The 23936-nt window shown below is 36.0% G+C and carries 18 protein-coding genes; all 18 read left to right on the plus strand.

The genetic code is table 11. From position 1 onward, the window contains the following. Nucleotides 1–36: 36 nt before the first annotated feature. Nucleotides 37–1002 carry a tRNA glutamyl-Q(34) synthetase GluQRS gene (gene gluQRS, locus EL171_RS03750; protein WP_039969106.1) on the plus strand — a complete coding sequence of 322 codons (966 nt, stop codon included), beginning with the start codon at nt 37–39 and terminating at the stop codon, nt 1000–1002. Nucleotides 1003–1130: 128 nt separating this feature from the next. Beyond that, on the plus strand, nt 1131–1505 hold the full coding sequence (locus tag EL171_RS03755; protein ID WP_005386225.1) for a CoA-binding protein: 375 nt from the start codon (nt 1131–1133) through the stop codon (nt 1503–1505). Between the two features lie 9 nt (nt 1506–1514). Then, on the plus strand, nt 1515–1835 hold the full coding sequence (trxA, locus tag EL171_RS03760) for a thioredoxin (RefSeq protein ID WP_005386226.1): 321 nt from the start codon (nt 1515–1517) through the stop codon (nt 1833–1835). A gap of 379 nt (nt 1836–2214) precedes the next feature. Next, complete coding sequence (locus EL171_RS03765) at nt 2215–9756, plus strand: ESPR-type extended signal peptide-containing protein (RefSeq protein ID WP_050755794.1); 7542 nt, start codon at nt 2215–2217, stop codon at nt 9754–9756. Between the two features lie 399 nt (nt 9757–10155). Beyond that, complete coding sequence (gene mraZ, locus EL171_RS03770) at nt 10156–10587, plus strand: division/cell wall cluster transcriptional repressor MraZ (RefSeq protein WP_039969108.1); 432 nt, start codon at nt 10156–10158, stop codon at nt 10585–10587. Between the two features lie 9 nt (nt 10588–10596). Continuing rightward, nucleotides 10597–11529: a 16S rRNA (cytosine(1402)-N(4))-methyltransferase RsmH gene (rsmH, locus tag EL171_RS03775; protein WP_005386229.1), complete on the plus strand. Its 933-nt coding sequence runs from the start codon at nt 10597–10599 to the stop codon at nt 11527–11529. Between the two features lie 21 nt (nt 11530–11550). Beyond that, complete coding sequence (ftsL, locus tag EL171_RS03780; protein ID WP_005386230.1) at nt 11551–11955, plus strand: cell division protein FtsL; 405 nt, start codon at nt 11551–11553, stop codon at nt 11953–11955. A 55-nt stretch (nt 11956–12010) separates the two neighbouring features. Then, nucleotides 12011–13495 carry a UDP-N-acetylmuramoyl-L-alanyl-D-glutamate--2,6-diaminopimelate ligase gene (locus EL171_RS03785; protein ID WP_005386231.1) on the plus strand — a complete coding sequence of 495 codons (1485 nt, stop codon included), beginning with the start codon at nt 12011–12013 and terminating at the stop codon, nt 13493–13495. A 1-nt stretch (nt 13496) separates the two neighbouring features. After that, on the plus strand, nt 13497–14855 hold the full coding sequence (locus tag EL171_RS03790; RefSeq protein ID WP_005386232.1) for a UDP-N-acetylmuramoyl-tripeptide--D-alanyl-D-alanine ligase: 1359 nt from the start codon (nt 13497–13499) through the stop codon (nt 14853–14855). A 58-nt stretch (nt 14856–14913) separates the two neighbouring features. After that, nucleotides 14914–15900 carry a phospho-N-acetylmuramoyl-pentapeptide-transferase gene (gene mraY, locus EL171_RS03795; RefSeq protein ID WP_005386234.1) on the plus strand — a complete coding sequence of 329 codons (987 nt, stop codon included), beginning with the start codon at nt 14914–14916 and terminating at the stop codon, nt 15898–15900. Nucleotides 15901–15984: 84 nt separating this feature from the next. Next, entirely contained in the window at nt 15985–17355 is a 1371-nt protein-coding gene (murD, locus tag EL171_RS03800; RefSeq protein ID WP_005386236.1) for a UDP-N-acetylmuramoyl-L-alanine--D-glutamate ligase, read from the plus strand. Then, nucleotides 17355–18464, plus strand: a complete 1110-nt coding sequence (murG, locus tag EL171_RS03805; RefSeq protein ID WP_005386237.1) for an undecaprenyldiphospho-muramoylpentapeptide beta-N-acetylglucosaminyltransferase — start codon at nt 17355–17357, stop codon at nt 18462–18464. Before murD ends, murG begins: the two co-directional genes overlap by 1 nt. Nucleotides 18465–18478: 14 nt before the next feature. After that, on the plus strand, nt 18479–19861 hold the full coding sequence (gene murC, locus EL171_RS03810) for a UDP-N-acetylmuramate--L-alanine ligase (protein WP_005386239.1): 1383 nt from the start codon (nt 18479–18481) through the stop codon (nt 19859–19861). Then, nucleotides 19858–20790, plus strand: coding sequence for a D-alanine--D-alanine ligase family protein (locus tag EL171_RS03815; RefSeq protein ID WP_005386240.1), 933 nt, complete (start codon nt 19858–19860; stop codon nt 20788–20790). The genes murC and EL171_RS03815 overlap by 4 nt, the downstream gene beginning before the upstream one ends. A 27-nt stretch (nt 20791–20817) precedes the next feature. Further along, nucleotides 20818–21672: a cell division protein FtsQ/DivIB gene (locus tag EL171_RS03820; protein WP_005386242.1), complete on the plus strand. Its 855-nt coding sequence runs from the start codon at nt 20818–20820 to the stop codon at nt 21670–21672. A 28-nt stretch (nt 21673–21700) separates the two neighbouring features. Then, nucleotides 21701–22396, plus strand: a complete 696-nt coding sequence (locus tag EL171_RS03825) for a DUF881 domain-containing protein (RefSeq protein WP_005386244.1) — start codon at nt 21701–21703, stop codon at nt 22394–22396. Then, on the plus strand, nt 22393–22737 hold the full coding sequence (locus EL171_RS03830; protein WP_005386246.1) for a small basic family protein: 345 nt from the start codon (nt 22393–22395) through the stop codon (nt 22735–22737). Before EL171_RS03825 ends, EL171_RS03830 begins: the two co-directional genes overlap by 4 nt. Nucleotides 22738–22875: 138 nt before the next feature. Continuing rightward, nucleotides 22876–23916, plus strand: coding sequence for a cell division protein FtsZ (gene ftsZ / locus EL171_RS03835; RefSeq protein ID WP_005386247.1), 1041 nt, complete (start codon nt 22876–22878; stop codon nt 23914–23916). Nucleotides 23917–23936 lie beyond the last annotated feature (20 nt).

The raw sequence follows: 23936 nt of genomic DNA on the forward strand, positions 1-23936 counted from the left end.
GATATGCCACTTGTTTTCTGCTATAGGAGAGTTCTAATGAAAGGTAGATTTGCGCCTAGTCCAACAGGATATATTCATCTTGGTAACGTGTGGATAGCACTTTTATCATATATCTCTACACGCCAACAAAAAGGAACGTATGTTGTACGTATGGAGGATATAGACCTACAACGGTCAAAACGAGAACTAGGGGAAGCTTTACTAGATGATTTAGAATGGCTTGGCTTTGAATGGGATGAAGGTCCTCGTGTAGGTGGTCCAGAAGTATCTTATTGGCAAAGTGAAAGACAAACATATTATGCAGACATATTAGAATATCTCGCATTAGAAAAACTAATTTACCCTTGCTTTTGTAATAGAGCGCGACTACAATCTATAGCTTCTGCACCTCATGTAGGCGAAGTGGTGCATCGTTATGATGGAAAATGTCGACATTTACGTGATTTTGAAATGCAAGAGTTATGTAATAGCAAAGAACCATCCTTGCGCCTTGCTATAGATTCTTGTGATCTTGAGTTTGATGATCGATGGCAAGGTAAGCAGCATATTCATTTGGAAGGTGAACTAGATGATTATGTATTACGTCGTGGTGATGGTATGTACGCATATAATTTGGCAGTCGTATTAGATGATATAGCTATGGGAATAACTGAAGTGATTCGAGGCGATGATTTACTCGATACAACGGGACAGCAATTATATTTGTATAATACATTACAACAATGCTATCCCCATAAGAATATAGTGGTTCCTAAGTATGGTCATGCCCCACTTTTGGTAGATACAGATGGCCATAGACTTTCTAAACGCCAAAAGAGTATTACAATCCGTGAATTACGAGAACAGCAATGGTCAGCATCTAGAATTTTAGGAGAGTTAGCTGTTGCAGGCGGGCTTATAGATGGTGCTAAGTATAGTCATTCACAAATAAGCCTTTCTGATTTAATTCATTTAGACCTATCGGTTCCTAGTTTGAGGCAAAAAACAATTGTCATTGAATGATAATAGATACATTGATTTTAGTTCTGAAATGTTTGCTAAAAGCGTATAATTCTTTAACTATAAAATTCGATACATTATATTGACAAAATTCGATATTTGTTTATAATAGTATATAAGAGGTGGTTGAAATGACAATTCAACAAGCTTTAGATCAAAAGGTGTGGGCCGTTATTGGAGCCACTGATAAAACCGAAAAGTTCGGCTATAAGATTTATAAATGTCTTAAAGATCACGGATATGAAGTATATCCAGTTAATCCTAATGTTGCAGAAGTAGATGGAGACAAATGTTACTCTAGTCTTTCTGCACTTCCTGTTGTACCAGCTGTTGTGGATTTTGTTGTACCAGAATCAGCGGGTTTAGCTGCACTTGATGAATGCAAAGAACTTGGCATTTCAACTGTGTGGTTACAACCAGGAGCGGATAAACCATCTGTTGTTGAAAAAGCACATGCTTTAAACTTGCATGTCATTCAAGATTGTGTATTAGTTCAATTACCGTAGGAGGGTATAATGAGCGAATTAAAAGAATTAAAAACTGCTGAATATCAAGATTTAGTAAATCAAGGTGGCGTAACTGTTATTGATTTCTGGGCTCCATGGTGCGGTTATTGCGTACGTATGATGCCGATCATCGAAGAAATTGCAGGTGAGCTTGAAGGTAAAGCTAACTTTGTAAAAGTAAATGCTGATGAAGAACCAGAATTAGCACGTAATTTACAAGTTGAAGTATTGCCTACATTTGTTATCTTAAAAGATGGCGAAGTAGTAGATCGTAAAATTGGTTTCTTGCCAAAAGGCGATCTTCAAGGTGCTATTGAATCTAAATTCTAATAATCTGAATAATTCTATATAGATAGAGTAAAAAAGACCTCATCAATGTATGTCCAATACATTGATGAGGTTTTTTTCATATTTTCTATAGAAGCAAATAAAAAGTATCGTATAAATATAAAATTAGATTAAAATATAAAATTTCATTTTACATAATTCAATATTATTAATAACTTAGTATTCAAGCGGATTTTTAGGTATTTTTAAATGAGGAAAAAATGAAACATTAGTTTAACTTATTAATTTTTTTATGGAAGTTTAAAATAATATATGGTAGTATTATGTTAAATATTGTGAATATTTAGTGAAAAAGAGTGCAATATTTGATTTATTTCTTCATCGTGGGGTGAGAGCCACAAATGTTGGGAGGGAACTTAATATGAATAAGGTATTCAAAGTTGTTTGGAGTGCAACTAAGCACGCTTACGTCGTAACGTCTGAGTTGGCTAAGTCACATCAAAAATCTGCAACTACAATTGTAGCTGCAGTTATTTTGGCGGCTAGCTTTTCTGGAGGTGTTGCTAATGCATCCAGCCCTGAGGATTGGGCTAGAGCTGATCTTATTGGTAGCCAAAGATGGTTAACACCTGATCAAAATGCTTGGGGTCATATGCAAGATCAACATCAAGTTGATTCACAACAATTAGACCAACAGCAACAGCAACAACAACAGCAGCAACAACAATGGCAACAACAAGAGCCACAGCAACAACAATGGCAACAACAAGTGCCACAACAGCAACAACAGCAACAACAATGGCAACAACAAGTGCCACAACAACAGCAGCAACAACAAATCCCTAAAAAAGGCGGTTCCACTGGTAATACCGTAATTAATAACTACTATACAGTTGTAACTACTGATGTTGAAAATGTTAAGAAAAATACACATAACATTAACGTTGTAAATAAAAAGGTAGATATCAATACTACTAATATTAATACTGTTAATAATAAGGTTGAGAGTGTAAAAACTGACATTAATAAAATCAATGCTAATATTACAAATATCAACGCTAAAGTTGATAAAAATAGCAAAGATATTGAAGGATTAAAAGGCAAAGTCGGCACTCAAATCACTAACATTCAACAAGATATCACAAATATTAACAATAATATTGACGCTAAATTTACTAAAATTAACAACGATATTGATGTAAAAATCGATAATAAAATTACTAACATTACAAATAATGTTGTTAATAATGTAAATACTAACATTGATGCTAGTGTAAAAAAACATATTGAAGCTAATAATACCAATATTATTAATCAAGTAAATCAAAATATTAATACTGCAGTTCAAAATAATAACACTACAATTTTGAACAAAGTTGATGAGAAGATTGAAAATAACAACACTACTATTATTAATAATGTTAATAAAGATGTAGATGTTAAGATTAATGATATTAAAACAAATATCAATAATACGAAAAATGAGTTGAATACTAACATTTCTAATGTTAAAAATGAACTCAATCAAAATATCAACAACGTTGATATTAAAGTTAACAACAATAAAAAAGCAATTGATAATTTAACTGTTAATGTTAACAATAATAGTAAATCTATTGCTGATTTAACTGCTAAAGTTGAAAATAACACCCAAAATATTGATGCTAATAATACTTTCATCATGGAAAACCGTAAATTTATCGGTGATAACAAAAAAGCTATCAACGAGAACAAAAAAGCCATCGATGAATTGAAAGGTAAAGTTGGCACAACAATCAATAATATTAACACTACAATTGATAATAAGATTAATGAAAATAACACTAAGATTATCAACGAAGTTAATCACAATGTAGATGTTAAAATCAACGATAGCAAAACTAACATTATTAGTGAAGTTAACAAAACAATTAATTCTAAAATTGAAGCTAACAACACAACTATTATTAATAAAGTAAATAATGATGTTGATACTAAGATCAATGCTGTTAAAACTGATATCACAAATATCAACAATACAGTTAATAATGTAAGTGCAAAAGTTGATTCTAATACTACTAACATTACTAATAACACTACAAATATCAACAAAAATGCGACTGCAATTACTGAATTAAACACTAAAGTTGATAATCAAGGTAAAGTTTTAGTTAATCATGAAGGTCGCATCCAGGAGCTTGAACAAGACAATAAAACTATTAAAACTGATGTAGCTAACACTCAAAATCAAGTTAATATCAATACTAAAGATATTGCTGATTTGAAAGGTAAAGTTGGTCAAAATATTGGTAATGTTCAAGTAGATATTAAAGATATTAAAAACAACATCACTAATATCAACAATAAAGTTGAAGCAAACACAGTTGCAATTAACAAGGTTGATGTAAAAGTTAATGGTGTTAAAGGTGATTTGGATGGCCTTAAAGGTCGTGTTGATCGCCATGACCAACGTTTGGACTACTTGCAAGACAACATTGCAGATAACTCTACACGAATCTCTATTGTAGAAGATGGTGTAAAAGCTAATACAAAAGACATTAATGTAGTTGGCACAATTGCAATGGAAAACCGCACACTTATCGGTGCAAACCAAAAAGCTATCGATGAGTTAAAAGGTCATGTTGGCACACAAATTACCAATATTGAAACTACAATCAATAAGAAGATTGAAGCTAATAATACTACAATTATCAACAAAGTAGATGGTAATATTGATGCTAAGATTGAAAAAAATAACACAGTTATTAACAATAACATTAACAATGTAAATGCTAAGACTGAAGTTAATGCTAAAGCTATTACAGATAATAGTAAACGTATTGATGCTAATTCTGCTCGTATTTCCAATAATGAAAAAGCAATCAACGAGTTAAAAGGCCATGTTGGTACACAAATCACTAACATCGAAAATACAATTACTAATAAGATCAATGAAAACAACACAGTAATCAACAAAAATATCGATGCTAAGATTGAAGCTAATAATACTACAATTCTTAATAAAGTAGACAATAACATCGATGTTAAGATTAATGCTAATAACATTAAAGTTGATCAAAAAATTGATGGTGTTAAAGGCGATTTAGATGGTCTTACTAAACGCGTTGCTCAAAACGAAAAAGACATCAACGTAGCTGGCACAATTGCTATTGAAAACCGTACACTTATCGGTGCTAATAAAAAAGCTATTGATGAATTAAAAGGTCATGTTGGCAATCAAATCACAAATATCGAAAATACAATTACTAATAAAATCAACGAAAACAATACCGTAATTAATAAAACTATCGATAATAAGATTGAAGCTAACAACACTGTTATCAACCAAAATATTGATAATAAAATCAATAGCAATAACACAACAATCATTAATAAAGTAGATCAAAACATTGACGCTAAAATCAATGCTAATAACACTACAATCATTAACAAAGTTGATAAAAATATTGATGTAAAGATCAATGAAAATAACACTCAAATCAACAATACAATCAACAAAAAAGTTGGCGATGTAAATGTTAAGATTGATGGCGTTAAAGGTGATGTAGCTGGTCTTACTGCACGTGTAGATCGTCATGATCAACGTTTAGATTACTTACAAGGCAACATTGTAGATAACTCTACACGTATTAGTGCTAATGAAGATGCTATCAAAGCATTAAAAGGTCAAGTTGGTACTACAATTAAAAATATCGAAACTACAATTAATAACAAGATTACAGAAAATAATGTAACTATTAATAAAAATATCGATACTAAGATTGAAGCTAACAACACTGTTATCAACCAAAATATTGATAATAAAATCAACAGCAATAATACAACAATCATTAATAAAGTAGATCAAAACATTGATGCTAAAATCAATGCTAATAACACTACAATTCTTAACAAAGTTGATAAAAACATCGATGTAAAAATCAATGAAAATAACAAACAAATCAACAACACAATCAATACTAAGATTGGTGATGTAAATGTTAAGATTGATGGCGTTAAAGGTGACTTGAATGGTCTTAAAGGTGATTTAGATGGCCTTAAAGGTCGTGTAGATCGTCATGACCAACGTTTAGACTACTTACAAGATAATATTGCTGATAACTCTACACGTATCTCTGTAGTTGAAGATGGTGTGAAAGCTAATGCAAAAGATATTAATGTAGTAGGTACAATTGCAATGGAAAACCGTCAATTCATTGGCGATAATAAAGTTGCTATTGCTAACAACACTAAAAACATCAACATCAATGCTAAAGCTATCGATGAGTTAAAAGGTCAAGTAGGTCAATCCTCTACAGTTATCAACGATATTAAGAAACAAATTACTAATATCAACGGTAAAGTAGAAAATAACACTACAAACATTGCTAATAACACAACTAATATTGCTAAAAATACTACAGCAATTAATAACGTAAACGTTAAAGTTGATGCTAATGCAAACGCTATCGTAGATAATAGCAAACGTATTGATGCAACTAATGTAAAAGTAGATGTTAATACTACTAACATTGCTAACAATACAACAGCAATTAACAATGTAAACGTTAAAGTTGATGGTGTTAAAGGCGACTTGAATGGTCTTACTAAACGTGTAGAACAAAACGAAAAAGACATCAACGTAGCTGGTACAATTGCAATTGAAAACCGTAAATTCATTGGCGACAACAAAGCTGCTATTGCAAATAACACTACAAATATCAATGTTAATGCAAAAGCTATTGATGAATTAAAAGGTCAAGTAGGTAAATCTTCTACAGTGATCAATGATATTAAAAACCAAATTACTAATATCAATGGTAAAGTAGAAAATAATACCACTAACATCGCTAACAATGCTACAAACATTCAAGCTAATGTAGTGGCAATTACTGACAATAGCAAACGTATTACTGAAAATACTACAAACATCGCAAACAATACTACAAACATTGCTAATAACACTACAGCTATTAACAATGTAAATGTAAAAGTTGATGGTGTTAAAGGTGACTTGAATGGTCTTACTAAACGTGTAGAACAAAACGAAAAAGACATCAACGTAGCTGGTACAATTGCAATTGAAAACCGTAAATTCATTGGCGACAATAAAAAAGCTATCGATGAATTAAAAGGTCAAGTTGGTACTACTATCACTAATATCGAATCTACTATTAATAACAAGATTGAAGCTAACAACACTACAATCCTTAATAAAGTAGATCAAAATATTGATGCTAAGATTACTGCTAATAACACTGTAATTAACCAAAACATTGCTAATGCAATCAATGAAAATAATACAACAATCATTAACAAAGTTGATAAAAACATTGATGTGAAAATCAATGAAAACAATAAGCAAATCAACAACACAATCAATACTAAGATTGGTGATGTTAATGTTAAGATTGATGGCGTTAAAGGTGATGTAGCTGGTCTTACTGCACGTGTAGATCGTCATGATCAACGCTTAGATTACTTACAAGGTAACATTGTAGATAACTCTACACGTATTAGCGCTAATGAAGATGCTATTAAAGCATTAAAGGGCCAAGTTGGTACAACAGTTACTAATGTTGAAAATACAATCAACGCTAAGATTGAAGCAAACAACACAGTAATTAGAAACGATATCAACACTGCAATTACTAATAACAACACTGTTATTAACAATAACATTGCAACTGCAATCAACGAAAACAATAAAACAATCATTAACAAAGTAGATCAAAATATTGATGCTAAGATTGCTGAAAACAATACAGTAATTAACAACACAATTAACAGCAAAGTTAATGAAGTAAATGTTAAGGTTGATGCTAACGCAAAAGCAATTGTTGATAATAGCAAAGCTATTACTGACATTAAAGCTAATGTGACAAATATCAGCAATAAAGTAGATGTTAACACTGCAGATATCAAAGCTATCCGCACAGATGTAACTAACAATACTACTAACATTGCTAATAACACAGCAGCTATTGCTAATGTAAGCAAACAAGTTAAAAATAACACAACTAACATTTCTAACAATGCAACAGCTATTGCAAACATTAGTAAACAAGTTGCTGGTAACACAGCTAACATAACTGATGTAACTGCTAAAGTAAATGCTAATACTGGTCGTATTGAATCTAATACAACTGCTATTAACAACTTAACTGGTAAAGTTGATGCTAACTCTCAAGCTATCGAATCCTTGAAAGGTCAAGTTGGTAAAGGCAATACTACAATTGTTAATGTAGCTCAAAAAGTAGAAAATATTACTCAAAACATTAACGCTCAAAATAGCAACATCCAAGCTAATACTGTAAACATTCAAAATAATACTTCCAATATTAATAACATTAAAGCTAATGTTGTTAACGTTGAAAAGAATGTAAACAATATTAAAGCTGATGTAACAGTAGTAAAAGCTGATATCACAAACATCAATGCTAAAGTTGATCAAAAAATCAATATTGTGAACAACAATATTACTAACGTTAAAAACGATGTGAAGAATATTGATGCTAAAGTTACAAATATTGATAACAAAGTTACAAATATTGATAACAAAGTTACTAATATTAACAATAAAGTAACTAATATTGATACTAAAGTTAATGATATTGACGTAAAAGTTAATAACCAAAATACTGTAATCAACAATATCAAAACTGATGTATCTGGCTTGAAAGATCAAGTTGGCAAAAATACTGAAGCAATTAAGAACTTACAAAATGTAAGCGCTGATGTAAACAAAGTGAAAGAACAAGTTAATGCTAATACTCAAAAAGCAAATGCTAACGAAGAACGCATTAAAAATGTTCAAAGCCAAGTTTCTGTTAATACTGAAGCAATCAAACATAATACTGAAAACATCAATATTAACAAAGCAGCGATCAAACAAAATGCTGAAGCAATTCAAAATACTAATGTAACTGTACAAAAAGTAATCAACAAAGTTGATGAACATAGCAAAGTTATTAACGACGTATCTAAACAAGTTAATACTAATACAACTAATATTGCTAATATCAATAATGTTGTTAACCAAAATACAACTAATATTACAAATGTAACTAACCAAGTTAATACAAACACAAGCAATATTAGCAAAGTAACTAACCAAGTTAATACAAATACTACAAACATCAACACTCTAAATGCTAAAGTAGATACTAATGTTACAAATATTACTAAAGTAGATAATCGTGTAACTGAAGTAGCTAAACAAGTTAATGAAAATGCACAATTAACTAAAGCTGTTGGTACTCTAGCATTAGAAAATCATGAAAAGGTTAGTGTATTAGGTTTACAAGTAAATAAAAATACTCAAGACATTGCTGATGTAAACACTAAAGTTGATGAAAATGTTACATTAACTAAGAACATTGGTGCGATTGCATTAGAAAACAATGAAAAAGTTAATGTATTGGGCTTGCAAGTAAATAAAAATACTCAAGATATCAGTACATTAGCAGAAGCTGCAAATTATAGCTTGAAAGCTTCCAACATTGCATTACAAGATCACGCAACACTTGTTCAACATGATGCACAAATCGCAGAAAACTCTCGCCGCATTAGCAGCGTAGAACGCGATGTTAAAGTTGTAGGTGCTAATGCAGCAGCATTAGCAGCATTGAAACCTATCGAATACCACGAAGGTCAAAAAGCCCAAATTATGGCGGCTGTTGGTACTTACAAAGGTAAAACATCTACTGCATTGGGTGTAGCACATTATGCAAATCCTGATTTATTAATCCATGCTGGTGCCGCTTATGGTGGTGACCATAGCGTAATGGCAAATGCTGGTGTAACAATCGGTATTGGCAATGCTCCTACAGCTCCTAAAGCATCCCCTGCAACTGTAAAAGTTCTTGAGGATCAAGTGGCTGATTTGCAAGCACAAAACAAAGAAATTCGTGAACTTCTTGATAAAGTGATTGCACAACAACCACAACAAGCTCCAAAAGCAGCTGTAAAAACAACTAAATAATATGCCTCCCAACCGATGGGTTACACTATAATCTATCGTAGGTATAGAAACCGCGTAGCAGAAATGCTACGCGGTTTTCTTTTTGTGTGGATTTGTGGTGATTGTATTCCAATATATCGTTTGATTTAAGTGTTACAGAACTTATGGGGATATTGTGGTGGGGATTGGATATAGATAAAACTAAAATTTGGCACCTGGTGGTGGGTAGTGGTTTTTATGATTCGATTATTATTTAATTTCGAACATATGTATCTAAGAAAAGAAGAGAAAAATAGAGATTATGAAAGAAAAATATAAAAAAGTGGGATAAAAATGGATTTTTTATTGTGATTGGTGGGGAATTGTGGTAGAATTTACCATATAGTGGTGGATAAGGAATGGTAAAGGGCGGTGATACGTATGTTCATGGGAGAATATAATCACACCATTGATACAAAAGGGCGGATGATTATACCCGCGAAAATACGTGAACAACTAGGCGAAGTATGCATTGTTACTAAGGGCCTAGATAACTGCTTAGCTATTTACACCGAAGAAGCGTGGAAGAAAATTTCTGCAGCTTTACAATCACAATCCTCCACTAAAGCTAGCGTACGTGCCTTAAAACGTTTTGTTTTTGGTAGTGCCGCTGAGCTTGAATATGATAAACAAGGTCGTGTCCTCATTCCTGTACCACTACGTGAATATGCGAGCCTTGATAAACAGGCCGTTATTGTCGGTGCTGGGGATCACGTTGAAATTTGGAGCCGCGAAAAATATGATTACTATGATGATCAAGTGGCTGAAAGTATGGAAGAACTTGTCGAAGGTCTAGAAGGGATTATGTTATAGGAGGCTATGATGGAATTTAATCATACCAGCGTACTTTTACGCGAAACGGTGGACTCCGTCGTAACTAATCCAAAAGGCATCTATGTGGACTGTACTCTGGGCGGTGCAGGACATGCCCATGCTGTGGGCGAGATGCTAGACCCAGAAGGCATGATTATAGGGTTGGATCAAGATGAAGATGCGTTGAGCGTAGCTCGACAGCGTTTATCTGATTTAACATGTCAGGTATTAACAATACCGACGAACTTTTCTAACTTAAAAGAAGCCCTCCATAATGAGGGTATCTATGAAGTAGATGGATTTATCTTTGATCTTGGCGTATCTAGCTATCAACTGGATACACCGGAGCGTGGCTTTTCATATATGAATGATGGCCCACTCGATATGCGTATGGATAAGGACGCACCATTAACGGCAGAAGAGGTTGTTAATGAATATGATGCTGATGCATTATTGCAAATTATCCGCGACTATGGTGAAGAGCGATGGGCTAAGCGCATTGTTGAATTCATCATTAATGCACGTCAAGAAAAACGAATTACCACTACTGGTGAGTTAGTTAGAATTATTAAGCAAGCAATACCTGCGAAGGCGCGTCAAGATGGACCGCATCCGGCAAAACGGACGTTCCAAGCTATTCGCATTGAAGTAAATAGAGAATTAGCTATCTTGCATGATAGTTTTGTAGATGCTGTATCCATGTTGAAACCAAAGGGGAAAATTGGGGTTATCACATTCCACTCCTTGGAAGATCGAATTACAAAACAAACTTTCAAAGAGTTGAGTACAGCATGTATATGTCCTCCAGAATTGCCAATGTGCGTATGTAACCACAAGGCAGTTGTGAAGGCGAAGAATAAGGCTATAGAGCCTAGTGCAGGGGAGATTGAGGTTAATCCGAGGGCTAGAAGCGCAAAGTTACGCGTAGCCGTCAAGTTGTAGAATTGGAAGGGGTTAGTGTTTATGTTAGCGAGAAAGGCTGTTGTGGGCCAAGTTAAAAGCGATGTGTTGGTCGCTTCACAAGGGAGAAAACGTAGTGCAAATGTGGCTCTAGATTTGAGCCCTATGATGTGGCAGGTTGTATATGGTATTGCTGCATTGGTTGCATTTTTGCTTATCATGATGGTTATGAATGCGTACAGCACAAAATTAGGCTACGAAGTAGTTAAAACACAGCAAGCTGTAGTACAATTAACAAAGGATAATGATGCGTTGGATGTTGAAGTGGCTTCTTTGAAGTCTCCTGTTCGTATTCAACAAATCGCAGAACAACAACTAGGGATGGTTTTGCCTGATTCTTTTGTTTATAGTACAAAAAGCGCTGTTACTGAACGTACTGTACAAGAGAAACAGCAAATTATAGACTAGCAGGCAAAGCAGCTCGTATTGGGCTGCTTTCCTTTGCGTGTAAAGGAGATTGTATATGAAACAATTACAAGATATAGTAAAAACTTTGCAAACACCGCATATAGAAGGAAATACAGCTGTTGAGGTATTAGATATTACGGCTGATTCTCGTGCAGTAAAAGCAGGTAGCTTATTTATTGCGTTAGATGGTGCCACTGTAGATGGTCATAATTATGTAAATAAAGCTGTTGAAGCTGGTGCTGTAGCAGTACTTGTATCTAAACCAGTAGAGGTAAGTGGTGATGTTTGTGTTATCACTGTAGAGGATACTCGAAAAGCTATGATGGCTTGTGTACCATATTTCTTTGATTATCCAGCCAATTCTATGCGTATGATCGGTGTTACTGGTACTAATGGTAAAACGACTACAACTCATATGATTCGTCATATTTTGAAAGGCCAAGGCCATAAAGTAGGCGTTATTGGTACCGTTCATATTATGATTGGTGATACATCCTATCCAATTCACAATACAACACCGGATGTAGTAGATTTACAACATATTCTTCATCAAATGGTAGAAGAAGGTGTTACCCATTGTGTCATGGAAGTATCTTCCCATGCGTTAGCATTAGGTCGGGTTTCTGGTGTTGAATATGATACAGCAGTATTCACGAACTTAACACAAGATCATTTGGACTTTCACAAGACCTTTGAAAATTATTTGGCCGCTAAGTGTAAATTATTTGAACAAGTTAGCGCGCCAAACCAAACTAAATCTGGTAAAGGGGCTATCATCAATATCGATGACGAGTATGGTCATCGTGTAATTGAAAAAACAACGGCGCCTATCATTACATACAGTATTGATGGTAAAGGAACGTTGAATGCTCATGATGTTGAAATGACGCCTAAATCTAGTCGTTATACTGTATCCTATGATGGCAATGACTATACAGTGGCTATGAATACAACTGGTTTGTTTAATGTATATAATACATTGGCTGCTATTGGCGCTTGTCTATTAGAAGGTATCTCCATGGAAGATATCGATAAGGCGATGAAAACATTTAGCGCTGTGCCTGGCCGTTTTGAGCTTATTGAAGAAGGTCAACCATTTGCAGTTGTTGTAGACTATGCACATACACCAGATGGGTTAGAAAATATTCTACAAACAGCAAAGGCTATTCAAGAAAATCGCATTATTGTAGTCTTTGGTTGTGGTGGTGACCGGGATGCTACAAAACGTCCTATAATGGGCCGTATTGCTGCACAATATGGCGATATAGTATATGTTACATCTGACAATCCTCGTACAGAAGATCCTGTGCAAATTGTGAAAGATGTAGAGGTAGGCGTTAAAGAAGGACTTCGTGAAGGCTCTCACTATGAAGTTATCGTTGATCGTCGGGAAGCGATTCAACATGCAATACAAAATGCAAAACCTGGGGATATTGTACTAATTGCAGGTAAGGGGCATGAGGATTACCAAATCTTAAAGGATAAAACGATTCATTTCGATGATCGTGAAGAGGCGCGAGCAGCCCTCAAGGAGATCTAATATGGCAGAATTTACATTGTCTCAAGTGGTAGAAGCCACACAAGGGACGAGTGCACATACCGACAATATTAAGTTTTTAGATGTATCTACTGATACAAGAACAATCGAATCAGGCTTTTTATTTGTAGCCTTGAAAGGCGATGCCTTTGATGGTCATGATTTTATTAATACAGCTATCGAAAAGGGCGCTACTGGTGCAATCGTAGAAAAAGGCCGTGCGGTGGACGGCATTGTATGCATTGAAGTAGATAATACATTGGTAGCGTATCAAAATTTAGCACGTTACCATCGTCGTCGCTTTGATATCCCTGTAGTCGCTATTACTGGTTCTTCTGGTAAGACTACAACAAAGGAAATGGTAGCTGCTGTACTCGGCACTGAATTTAATGTTTTGAAAACTGAGAAAAACTTTAACAATGAAATTGGTTTGCCAAAAACATTGTTGCGTTTAACTGCAGACCATCAAGCTTGTGTTGTTGAAATGGGTATGCGTGGCCTTGGTCAAATCGAGGAGCTTGCGTTGATTGCAGAACCAACTATGGGTATTATTACTAATGTTGGTACTAGCCATATTGAGCTATTAGGTTCTCGTGAAGCCATCGCACAAGCTAAAGGTGAGTTAATTCGTTGCTTGCCTGAAAATAGTGTGGCTATTCTCAATGAAGATGATCCATATGTTAAAGCTATGGATAGTCTTGCCAAAGGTAAAACTATTACCTATGGTATCGAACGTAATGCCACATGTATTGGCAGTCATTTGCGTTATAAAAAAGATGGTATTAAATTTACATGCAAATGTTATGACGAAGTATTTGATATCTTCTTGCCTATGATTGGTGAACACAATGTATATGACGCATTGGCAGCAATCGTAGCTGGTCGTGTGCTAGGCATTAAGTCCAATACGATCCGTAAGGGCTTAAGTGAATTTACAGGCACTCCTATGCGCCAAGAAATCGTACCATTTGAAGATATTGTTATTTTAAATGACGCATATAATGCAAATCCGTCTTCTATGGCTGAAGCGATTAAGGCTTTAGGTCAGCTAGAAGGTAAACGTAAAATCGCTATGCTTGGGGATATGCTTGAACTTGGTGATTATACGGAACAAGCGCATCGTGAAATTGGTCAATTACTTGCTGAAGAAGGTTATAGTGTTGTTTTCACCTTCGGTGATGCTGCCGCCTTTATTGCTAAAGAAGCAAAAAAAGCAGGCTTAACTACATTCCGTTGTAATAGCCATTTGGAAATGGCCAATGCCTATAGTGATATTCGTGAAAAAGGGGACGTTATCCTTGTCAAAGGCTCCCGTGGTTTGCGGATGGAACGAGTTGTTGAAGAATTGAAAGATCGTGAATAAAAGGTTACGGCTAGTTATATCTAGCCGTCATCTGTTTATTAATGAGTAGAGGATTCGTATGATATATCACATTCTGTTAGCCTTCGTAGTAACCTTTATTATTACGGTAGTGCTAGGTAAATTTGCTATTCCTATGTTGCGTTCTTTGCACGCACAACAAAGTATTCGTGAAGAAGGTCCAGAAAGTCATCAAGCGAAAGCTGGTACACCAACAATGGGTGGCGCTTTCATGATGGTAGCCCTCGTCATTGGGGTTGCTTTATTTGCACCGTGGAATGTGGGTACTGGTATGTTATTATTCCTAACATTAGGTCATTGTTTATTGGGCTTTTTTGATGATTTTGTAAAAGCTGTAAAAAAACGTAATCTTGGTTTGACAGCTAAGCAAAAGTTACTAGGTCAATTTATTTTGGCTGCCATATTCTGTTACTGTATTACTGAAATTATGGTTATTCCTACCACATTGTGGATTCCTGTAGCAGATATTCACCTTCAATTAGGTTGGGCTTATTATGTATTGGCATTTTTAATTATCGTAGGTGCTACGAATGCTGTAAACCTTACAGATGGTCTTGATGGTTTAGCTAGTGGTACATCTGCTGTAGCTGCCATTGCCTTCTCCGTTATCGGCCTTATGGCTGCATCCACAACAAATTCTATTGGCGCTGAAAGCGTTGCTTACTATGGTGCCATTGTAGCCGCTGTTTGCCTTGGTTTCTTGGTATACAATGTAAACCCTGCAAAAGTATTTATGGGGGATACAGGTTCTTTAGCATTAGGTGGCGCTTTTGCAGCAATGGCAATTCTTACAAAAACAGAATTATTACTCGTTGTCATTGGCGGTATTTTTGTTATGGAAGCGTTGTCCGTTATTATTCAAGTTATTTCGTTCAAAACTCGTGGTGTACGAGTGTTTAAAATGAGCCCTATTCACCATCATTTTGAGTTGTCTGGTTGGGCTGAACAAACTGTTGTTAATCGCTTCTGGTTTGGTGGCGCTGTATTAGCTGTTATCGGTGTCATTTTAGCGACTATAACTTTGTAAGATAATACTTAACGGAAGCCGCAAATAATGGTATGCTTATAAGATAGGAATACATTATTTTTGTTGATAATTTAGGTGATACAGATGGAATACGGAGACAAACATATACTTGTTCTGGGCGCTGGTGCTAGCGGCATAGGCGCATCTTGGGTGTTAGCTCAAGTTGGGGCCCATGTAGTGTTAAATGATTATAAGCCTGTTACACTGCCTGCAGATGAGGAAAAAAGACTAGTATCAGCGGGTGTGAAGATTATTACAGGTCGACAAGACGAATCCTTGCTTGATGGCGTGGATCGTATTGTTATTTCTCCAGGTATTTCTCTAGATATTCCCATTGTAAAAGCTGCTCAAGCGCGAGGGATTGATGTAGTTAGTGAAGTTGAAGTAGCTTATGAGTTATCTAAATCGCCAATTGTAGCTGTTACTGGTACAAATGGTAAGACTACTACTACTACATTATTAACTAAGGTATTGGAAGGAACTGGGAAACCAGTTCGCGTTGGTGGCAACATTGGGGATTCCCTCAGTGAAGTTGCCTATTCCATGCCAGCAGATGGTTTCTTAGTAGCTGAACTATCTAGCTATCAACTAGAAACAATTAAGCATTTTAGACCCATTGGTGCTATTATGCTCAATATTACAGCCGATCATTTAGCTCGTCACAAGACGATGGAAAATTATATTGCTGCAAAGGAACGAATCTTTGAAAATCAATTGAGCACAGATTTTATGGTGCTTAATATTGATGATCCAATTGTAGCAGATATGGAACATCGTGTGCTTAGCCATATCCTTAAAATTAGTCAACATCAAGTGGTACCAAATGGTGCTTACTATGATAAAGGGCAATGTTATGTAACAAAGGATGGTATAGCTACTCCAGTTATTGGAAGCGATGATATCCATATTCCAGGTAGCCATAATATTGAAAATATTTTAACTGTTATCGCTTTAACCTATGTGTTAGGTGTACCGGCAGAAACTATTCATCGCATTATTAGTGAGTTCCATGGTGTTGAACATCGATTAGAACGAGTTAAAACGATTGATGGAATTACATTCTATAATGACTCTAAAGCTACTAATGTTGACTCTGTTGTAAAAGCATTGGAATCCTTTGATCAATCAGTTATTTTATTAGCTGGTGGTCATGATAAAATGACTCCATTAGAAGATTTTATGCAGCTTGTTAAAGATCATACAAAAGCTGTTATTTTTATGGGTGAAGCGGCGGACCGATTTGAAGCTGCTGCAAAAGAGGCTGGCGTTCAGCCTATTTACAGAGCTTCATCCATGAAAGATGCTGTTGAACAAGGTTATAAATTGGCTGACCAAGGTGATATTGTATTATTATCACCAGCTTGTTCAAGCTTTGATTGGTACAGCTGTTTTGAAGAACGTGGCGATGATTTTAAAAATTGTGTTCATATGTTGCAAGAAGGGAGACACCATTAATGAAACGTATCATTATTTCAGGTGGTGGCACCGGTGGACATATATATCCAGCAATAACTATATATAAGGAAATTATGAAGCAGAACCCTGATGCACAGGTTTTATATGTAGGAACTGAAAAGGGCTTAGAGGCAACCTTAGTGCCTAAAGAAGGCATTGAGTTTACTACATTACCTGTACAAGGTTTGCAACGTAAATTATCTCTTGGTACGTTAGTGACGTTAGGTAAGACGGCTTTCTCTCTTGTGAAAGCCAATACAATCATTTCTAACTTTAAGCCGGATGTAGTTATTGGTACTGGTGGTTATGTCTGTGGTCCTATTCTCATGGCTGCAGCATTACGCAACATTCCAACATTGATACAGGAACAAAATGTCATTGCAGGTATTACAAATAAAATTCTAAGCCGTTTTGTTGATATAGTAGCCGTGGGCTACAAGGATGCAGAAGCATCTTTTTCAAAGGCAAAACGCGTAGTGTATACTGGTAACCCAGTACGCCCTGATGTATTAGTCGATACTAGAGCTGATGGACGTAATTATTTTAATTTAAGTGATGACACATTTACAGTTCTCATAGCAGGTGGCTCTCGGGGGGCGCGAACTATCAATAATGCTATGATTGATGTACATAAGCATTTTCAAGGAACAAAAGGAATCAAATTAATCCATATTACAGGGGACGGAGAATACAAATCTGTGTTATCTCAGCTTGGTATTACCGATGGTGATGGTTTAGGTGATTCTTCAGTGATTCTGCCATATCTACATGATATGCCAAAAGCTTTGGCAGCAGCTGATTTAGCAGTCTTTAGATCTGGTGCTATCGGTCTTGCTGAGCTGGCGGTTCGAGGTATTCCATCTGTGTTGGTACCATATCCATATGCAGCGGAAGATCATCAAACATATAATGCCCGTATCTTTGTTCAAGAAGGGGCTGCTCATATGATCGTTGATCAAATGTTAAGTGCTCATGATTTGATAGGGGAAATTGAAATGTTTATGGCCAATCGTGATTTATTGTCACAAATGGGAGAACGAGCATTGCAATTAGGGAAACCAAATGCGGCTCATGATATTGCAAAATTAGCATTATCTATTGCAAAGTAACAAGGAGAGGTTTTATGTTAGACGGTATTCATAAGATTCACCTTATTGGTATAGGTGGGTCTGGCATGCGTGCTATAGCGAATATTTTAATTCAAAAAGGTTATGATGTATCTGGTTCAGATGTAACTGAATCTGCAGTTATTGAAAAGTTCAGAAATATGGGCGCTACCGTTCATATTGGTCATAATAAAGAGTATGTAAATGGCGTTGATGCTGTAGTTCGTTCTACAGCTATTCGTGAAGATAATCCTGAAATTGTAGCGGCAAAAGAACAAGGTATTACAATTTTGCACCGTTCCGATATTGTAAAAGCTGTGTTAGACGTAACAGATGGCATTGCAGTAGCCGGCGCACACGGTAAAACTTCTACTACTTCAATGATTGGTCAAATTTTAGTAGAAGCAGATGCTGATCCAACAGTTATTATTGGTGGTGAAGTAGATTATTTAAAAGGCAGTAGTTGCCTTGGCAAAGGCCATTTTTCTGTAGTAGAAGCAGATGAAAGTGATGGGTCTTTCTTGAAACTACGTCCACACACAATTGTTATTACTAATATTGAAGATGATCATATGGATCATTACAAAACAATGGATAATTTGCTAAATGCATTCTGTGAGTTTGTTGAAACCTTACCAGAATCTGGCAAAGCAATCGTATGTGGTGATAATGAAAATATTCGCTACATTATGAGTCGTGTAAATCGTAACTTCATTACATATGGCTTAAGCGATAATAATGACTATGTAGCTAAAAATATTCATTATGTAGATTCTACATTGGTTTATGATGTATATCATAAGGGTGTAAATATTGAGCGTATTCGCTTGCGTGTTCCTGGTGAACATAATGTATTGAACTCCTTGGCTGCCTTTATTGTGGCTCATGATTGCTGTGGTGTAGAAACACGTATCATTACTAAGGGCTTAGGTAAATTTATCGGTGCAAAACGTCGTTTTGAAACGAAAGGTCATGTAGCCGGTGTATGGGTTGTTGATGACTATGCTCATCATCCTACAGAGATTAAAGCTACGTTGAAAGCTGCAAAAGAGTTAGAAAAACATCGTGTTATCTGTGTATTCCAACCACATCGCTTTACTCGTACTAGCTTGCTAAAGGATGAATTTGCCACTGCTTTCACAAACGCTGATGAAGTCTATATGACAGATATTTATAGCTCTGGCGAAGATCCAATCCCTGGAATTGATGGACATACGATTCCAAATGCTATTAAAGCGGCCACAGGTCAAGATGTAAATTATGTGCCGTCTGTTGACGATTTACCTGAAGTATTAGCTAAAGTAGTGAGACCTAATGACTTGGTTATCACCATGGGCGCAGGTTCTATTAATCAATATGGACCAAAATTATTAACTATATTGGAGGAAGGCTTACAATGAAAGATAAAAAAATAATCGTATTGATGGGTGGTCCTTCCAAAGAGGCGGAAGTATCTCGCCGTACTGGTGCGGCTATTGCGGAAGCACTTGAAAGCAAAGGTTATAATGCCCAAACATTAGAACTTAATCCACGTACTGTTTTAAAAGATATTGAAGCCCTCGGTGGTGAAGTAGTATTCAATGCCATTCACGGCCGTTATGGTGAAGACGGTGCATTACAAGGCTTATTAGAAATGGCTGAAATTCCATACACTGGGTCCGGTATTATGGCTCATGCAGTAGGGATGAATAAAAAAGTAAGTAAAGATGTGTTTAAAGGTGCCAATATTCCTACGGCGGCTTCCGAGTCCTTCAATGGCAATCTTGAATCTGCAGAGGCTATTATTGAACACATCCGTAAAGATTTTACAATTCCAGTAGTTGTGAAATCTGCCACTCAAGGTTCTAGTATTGGGGTTACTATCGTTCGCGATGAAGCTCAGTTAGAAGCGGCTGTAACAGAAGCTCTTAAATATGACCCTATTCTCGTGGTAGAACAATTCCTTGATGGTCGTGAATTTACAGTATCTGTTTTAGATGGTAAAGCATTGTCTGTTATTGAAATTCGTCCACATTCTGGTGAATACGACTACAAGAGTAAGTATACTGTAGGTGCTACCGAGTATTTAGTGCCAGCACCTATTAGTGAAGAAATGACTGCTGAAATGCAACGCATTGGGGAACTTGTGTATCGCGAAGTACAAGGCAGTGGGGTTGTTCGTGTTGATGTTATGACAGATCATGCCGATAAGATGTATGTTCTTGAATATAACACTGTGCCTGGTATGACAGCAACGTCTTTAGTACCAAAAGCAGCTAAAGAAATGGGAATTGACTTCCCAACATTATGTGAAAAAATTCTATTAACAGCTAGTATAGGGAAATTTTAAGGGCTAATAGAAGATAAGGAGTTAACTATGGATGATAAGCAAAACCATCCATCCAACTCTGGGGAGATGCAGTCTTCTACACCTGTTCGTGATGAACGGGCTGTATTTAGAAAACGAGTGTTAAAAATCGGTGGTGCAGTTACTCTCGTGTTGGTGGGGTTGTTTACACTACCTATTCCTTTTGGATCCTTAAAAGTTACTGGATCGGATAAGGTAACTGTACAAGATGTAATGGTAGCAGGTGATATCCATGAACCTGTTAATATATTGCAAATTAGTACAGAAAAATTAAAAACTAGATTGTCGAAAGACTTACGTGTCGAAGAGGCTCAAATTAGCTATCAGTTGCCACTTACAATGGTGGTAAATGTAGTGGAACGCAAGGCTGTTGCCGTTGTACCAGCTCAGTTTGGATATTTGACCCTTGATGGTAAAGGTCAAGTGATTGCATCTGAGCCTGCTATTCAAGATACATCTGTGCCTATGATTTCTGGTGTAAAAGCTGGAAATATACTCTTAGGAGATACGGTAGTAGATAATCCGATATTGGCTGCTCTTGAATACTTGAACTCTCTTGATGAGGAGACGTTCAAAAATATTGCGGAGGTTAATATCGGAGATCCTGATGCAATAATGGCATATACTGTTTCAGGTGTACAGATTCGACTGGGAGATGGCAAAGACTTAGCCAAAAAAGCAGAGCTAACTCAGTCGATGTTACAAGATATTAAAAAGACTCATGGTAATGTACAGTATATCGATGTAAATGTTTCGTCACCGTACATTAAAACCGATGTGATGCCAGAAGGCAAAAAACATCAAAATGGAGCACCGACTACAGAAAATTCATCTACTAAGAAAGATGAGACAAAAACAAGATAAATTAGGTCATGTTGAAAATAAAAGGTAGATGATTGTCGTGAGACACGAACGGTGGGCAATTGCCATAGTCAGTTGTATATTAGGGTTTATGGTTGTAACCCAATATAAGATGACGCAAGATAATATAGAAGAAAATATTCGCTTACAACGGGCTGGTGATTTAGCAGTACAATTGCGAGAGGCCCAGAGTGAACGGGATGCTTTATTAAAGCAAATTGAATCACTAAAAAAATCTGGTGCTAATGGTGACGGTAAAGCTGATGAACAGCTCATGATGAAGGCGGCTTTAACAAATGTTAAAGGTCCAGGTGTTAGCGTGTTGATTGAAGATAGCTTAAAGCCTGTTCAAAGTGGTGAAAATCCTAATTTGTATGTAATTCATGATGAAGATATTCTTAGGATTGTCAATGAATTACGTGCTGGTGGGGCTGAAGCAATCGCTATTAATGATCAACGCCTCATAGGAACGTCTGAAATACGATGTTCAGGCCCGACTATTACTGTAAATGGGAAGGTCTTTGGAGCTCCCTTTACGGTGAAAGCTATTGGAGATCCAAAGACATTAAATTCTGCGCTCACTATGCGCGGTGGTGTAGTAGATTCACTTAAACATTGGGGAATAAAGGTAACTATAAAGCAAGAAGAGGATGTAGCGATTCCTGCTTTCACAGGTACTTTTAGAGAAGAACATATGAAGCCTAATGAGTTAGGAGGTAAAGAATGAATATCTATATCTTTGCCATCATTGGCCTAATTATAGGGGCTATCTTAGGATGGATAGCACCACTTCATATCCCCGCTAGTTATTCGAATTATACTTCTGTAGCTGTTCTAGCAGCTTTAGATGCAGTATTTGGTGGCAGTCGAGCAGCATTGGAAAGAACCTTTGATCTCAGTAACTTTGTCATTGGGTTCTTTTCAAATATGGTATTAGCTGTTATTCTTGTATATGTTGGTGATTTAATAGGCATTAACCTATACTATGTGGCCCTTATTGGGTTTGGGTTGCGTGTATTTATTAATGTAGGCGCTATACGCAAGATAATTATGACTAAGCGGTTCTAATAAATCACATTCTATATAGTGGAAAGTTTTTAAATTTTAGTGTAAAATAAATGTAATTGTTATAAGATAGTCAGTATATAAATCGATACATTGGGACGTATATTGATACGATAGATAACGATAAGAGGAGGAAGTTCAATGTCTGATTTTGCAAATATTAAAGTTATCGGTGTTGGTGGTGGCGGTAATAACGCTGTTAATCGTATGGTTGATAACCAAATTAAAGGTGTTCAATTTTTAGCTGTTAATACAGAAAACCAAGTGCTTGAATTGTCTAAAGCGGATGTAACAATTCAAATCGGTGAAAAAGTTACTAAAGGTCTTGGCGCAGGTGCTAATCCACAAATCGGTGAAGAAGCAGCTCAAGAAAGTCGTGAAGAAATCACTAAAGCACTTGAAGGTGCTGATATGGTATTCGTAACTGCTGGTATGGGCGGTGGTACTGGTACTGGTGCTGCTCCAATCGTAGCTGAATGTGCTAAAGAAGTTGGTGCATTAACAGTAGGCGTTGTAACTAAACCTTTCGCATTTGAAGGCAAACGTCGTCGTGCTGCAGCAGAAAAAGGCATTGAGTTCTTGACTCAAAAAGTTGATACAATCATCGTTATTCCTAATGATAAATTATTACAAGTAGTAGATAAAAAATGTTCCGTATCTGATGCTTTTAGTAAAGCTGATGAAGTTCTTCGTCAAGGTATCAAAGGTATTTCTGATTTGATTCAAATTCCTGGTTTAATCAACCTCGACTTTGCAGACGTTAAAACTATCATGACTAATCAAGGCGAAGCATTGATGGGTATTGGTGAAGGTACAGGTGAAAACCGTGCTGCAGATGCTGCTAAAATGGCTATCAATAGCCCATTGTTGGAAACTTCCATTGATGGTGCAAAAGGTATCTTGCTTAATATTTCTGGTAGCTCCGATTTGGGTATTTTTGAAGTGAATGAAGCAGCTCAAATTATTTCTGATGCAGCAGATCCTGATGCAAATATCATCTTCGGTTCTGTTATTGATGAAAGCTTAGGCGATAAAGTTCAAGTTACTGTTGTAGCAACTGGTTTTGGCAATAACGCTAAAAGCGTACCAGAATTCGGTAAAACAACTACAACATCTCGTCCAGCATCCACTACAACAACAAACAGCGGTATCCCTGATATCCCTGTATTCATGAAACGCTAATTTATAGAGTGTATAATCAA

The sequence above is a fragment of the Veillonella dispar genome, assembly GCF_900637515.1.
Lineage (GTDB): Bacteria > Bacillota > Negativicutes > Veillonellales > Veillonellaceae > Veillonella > Veillonella dispar.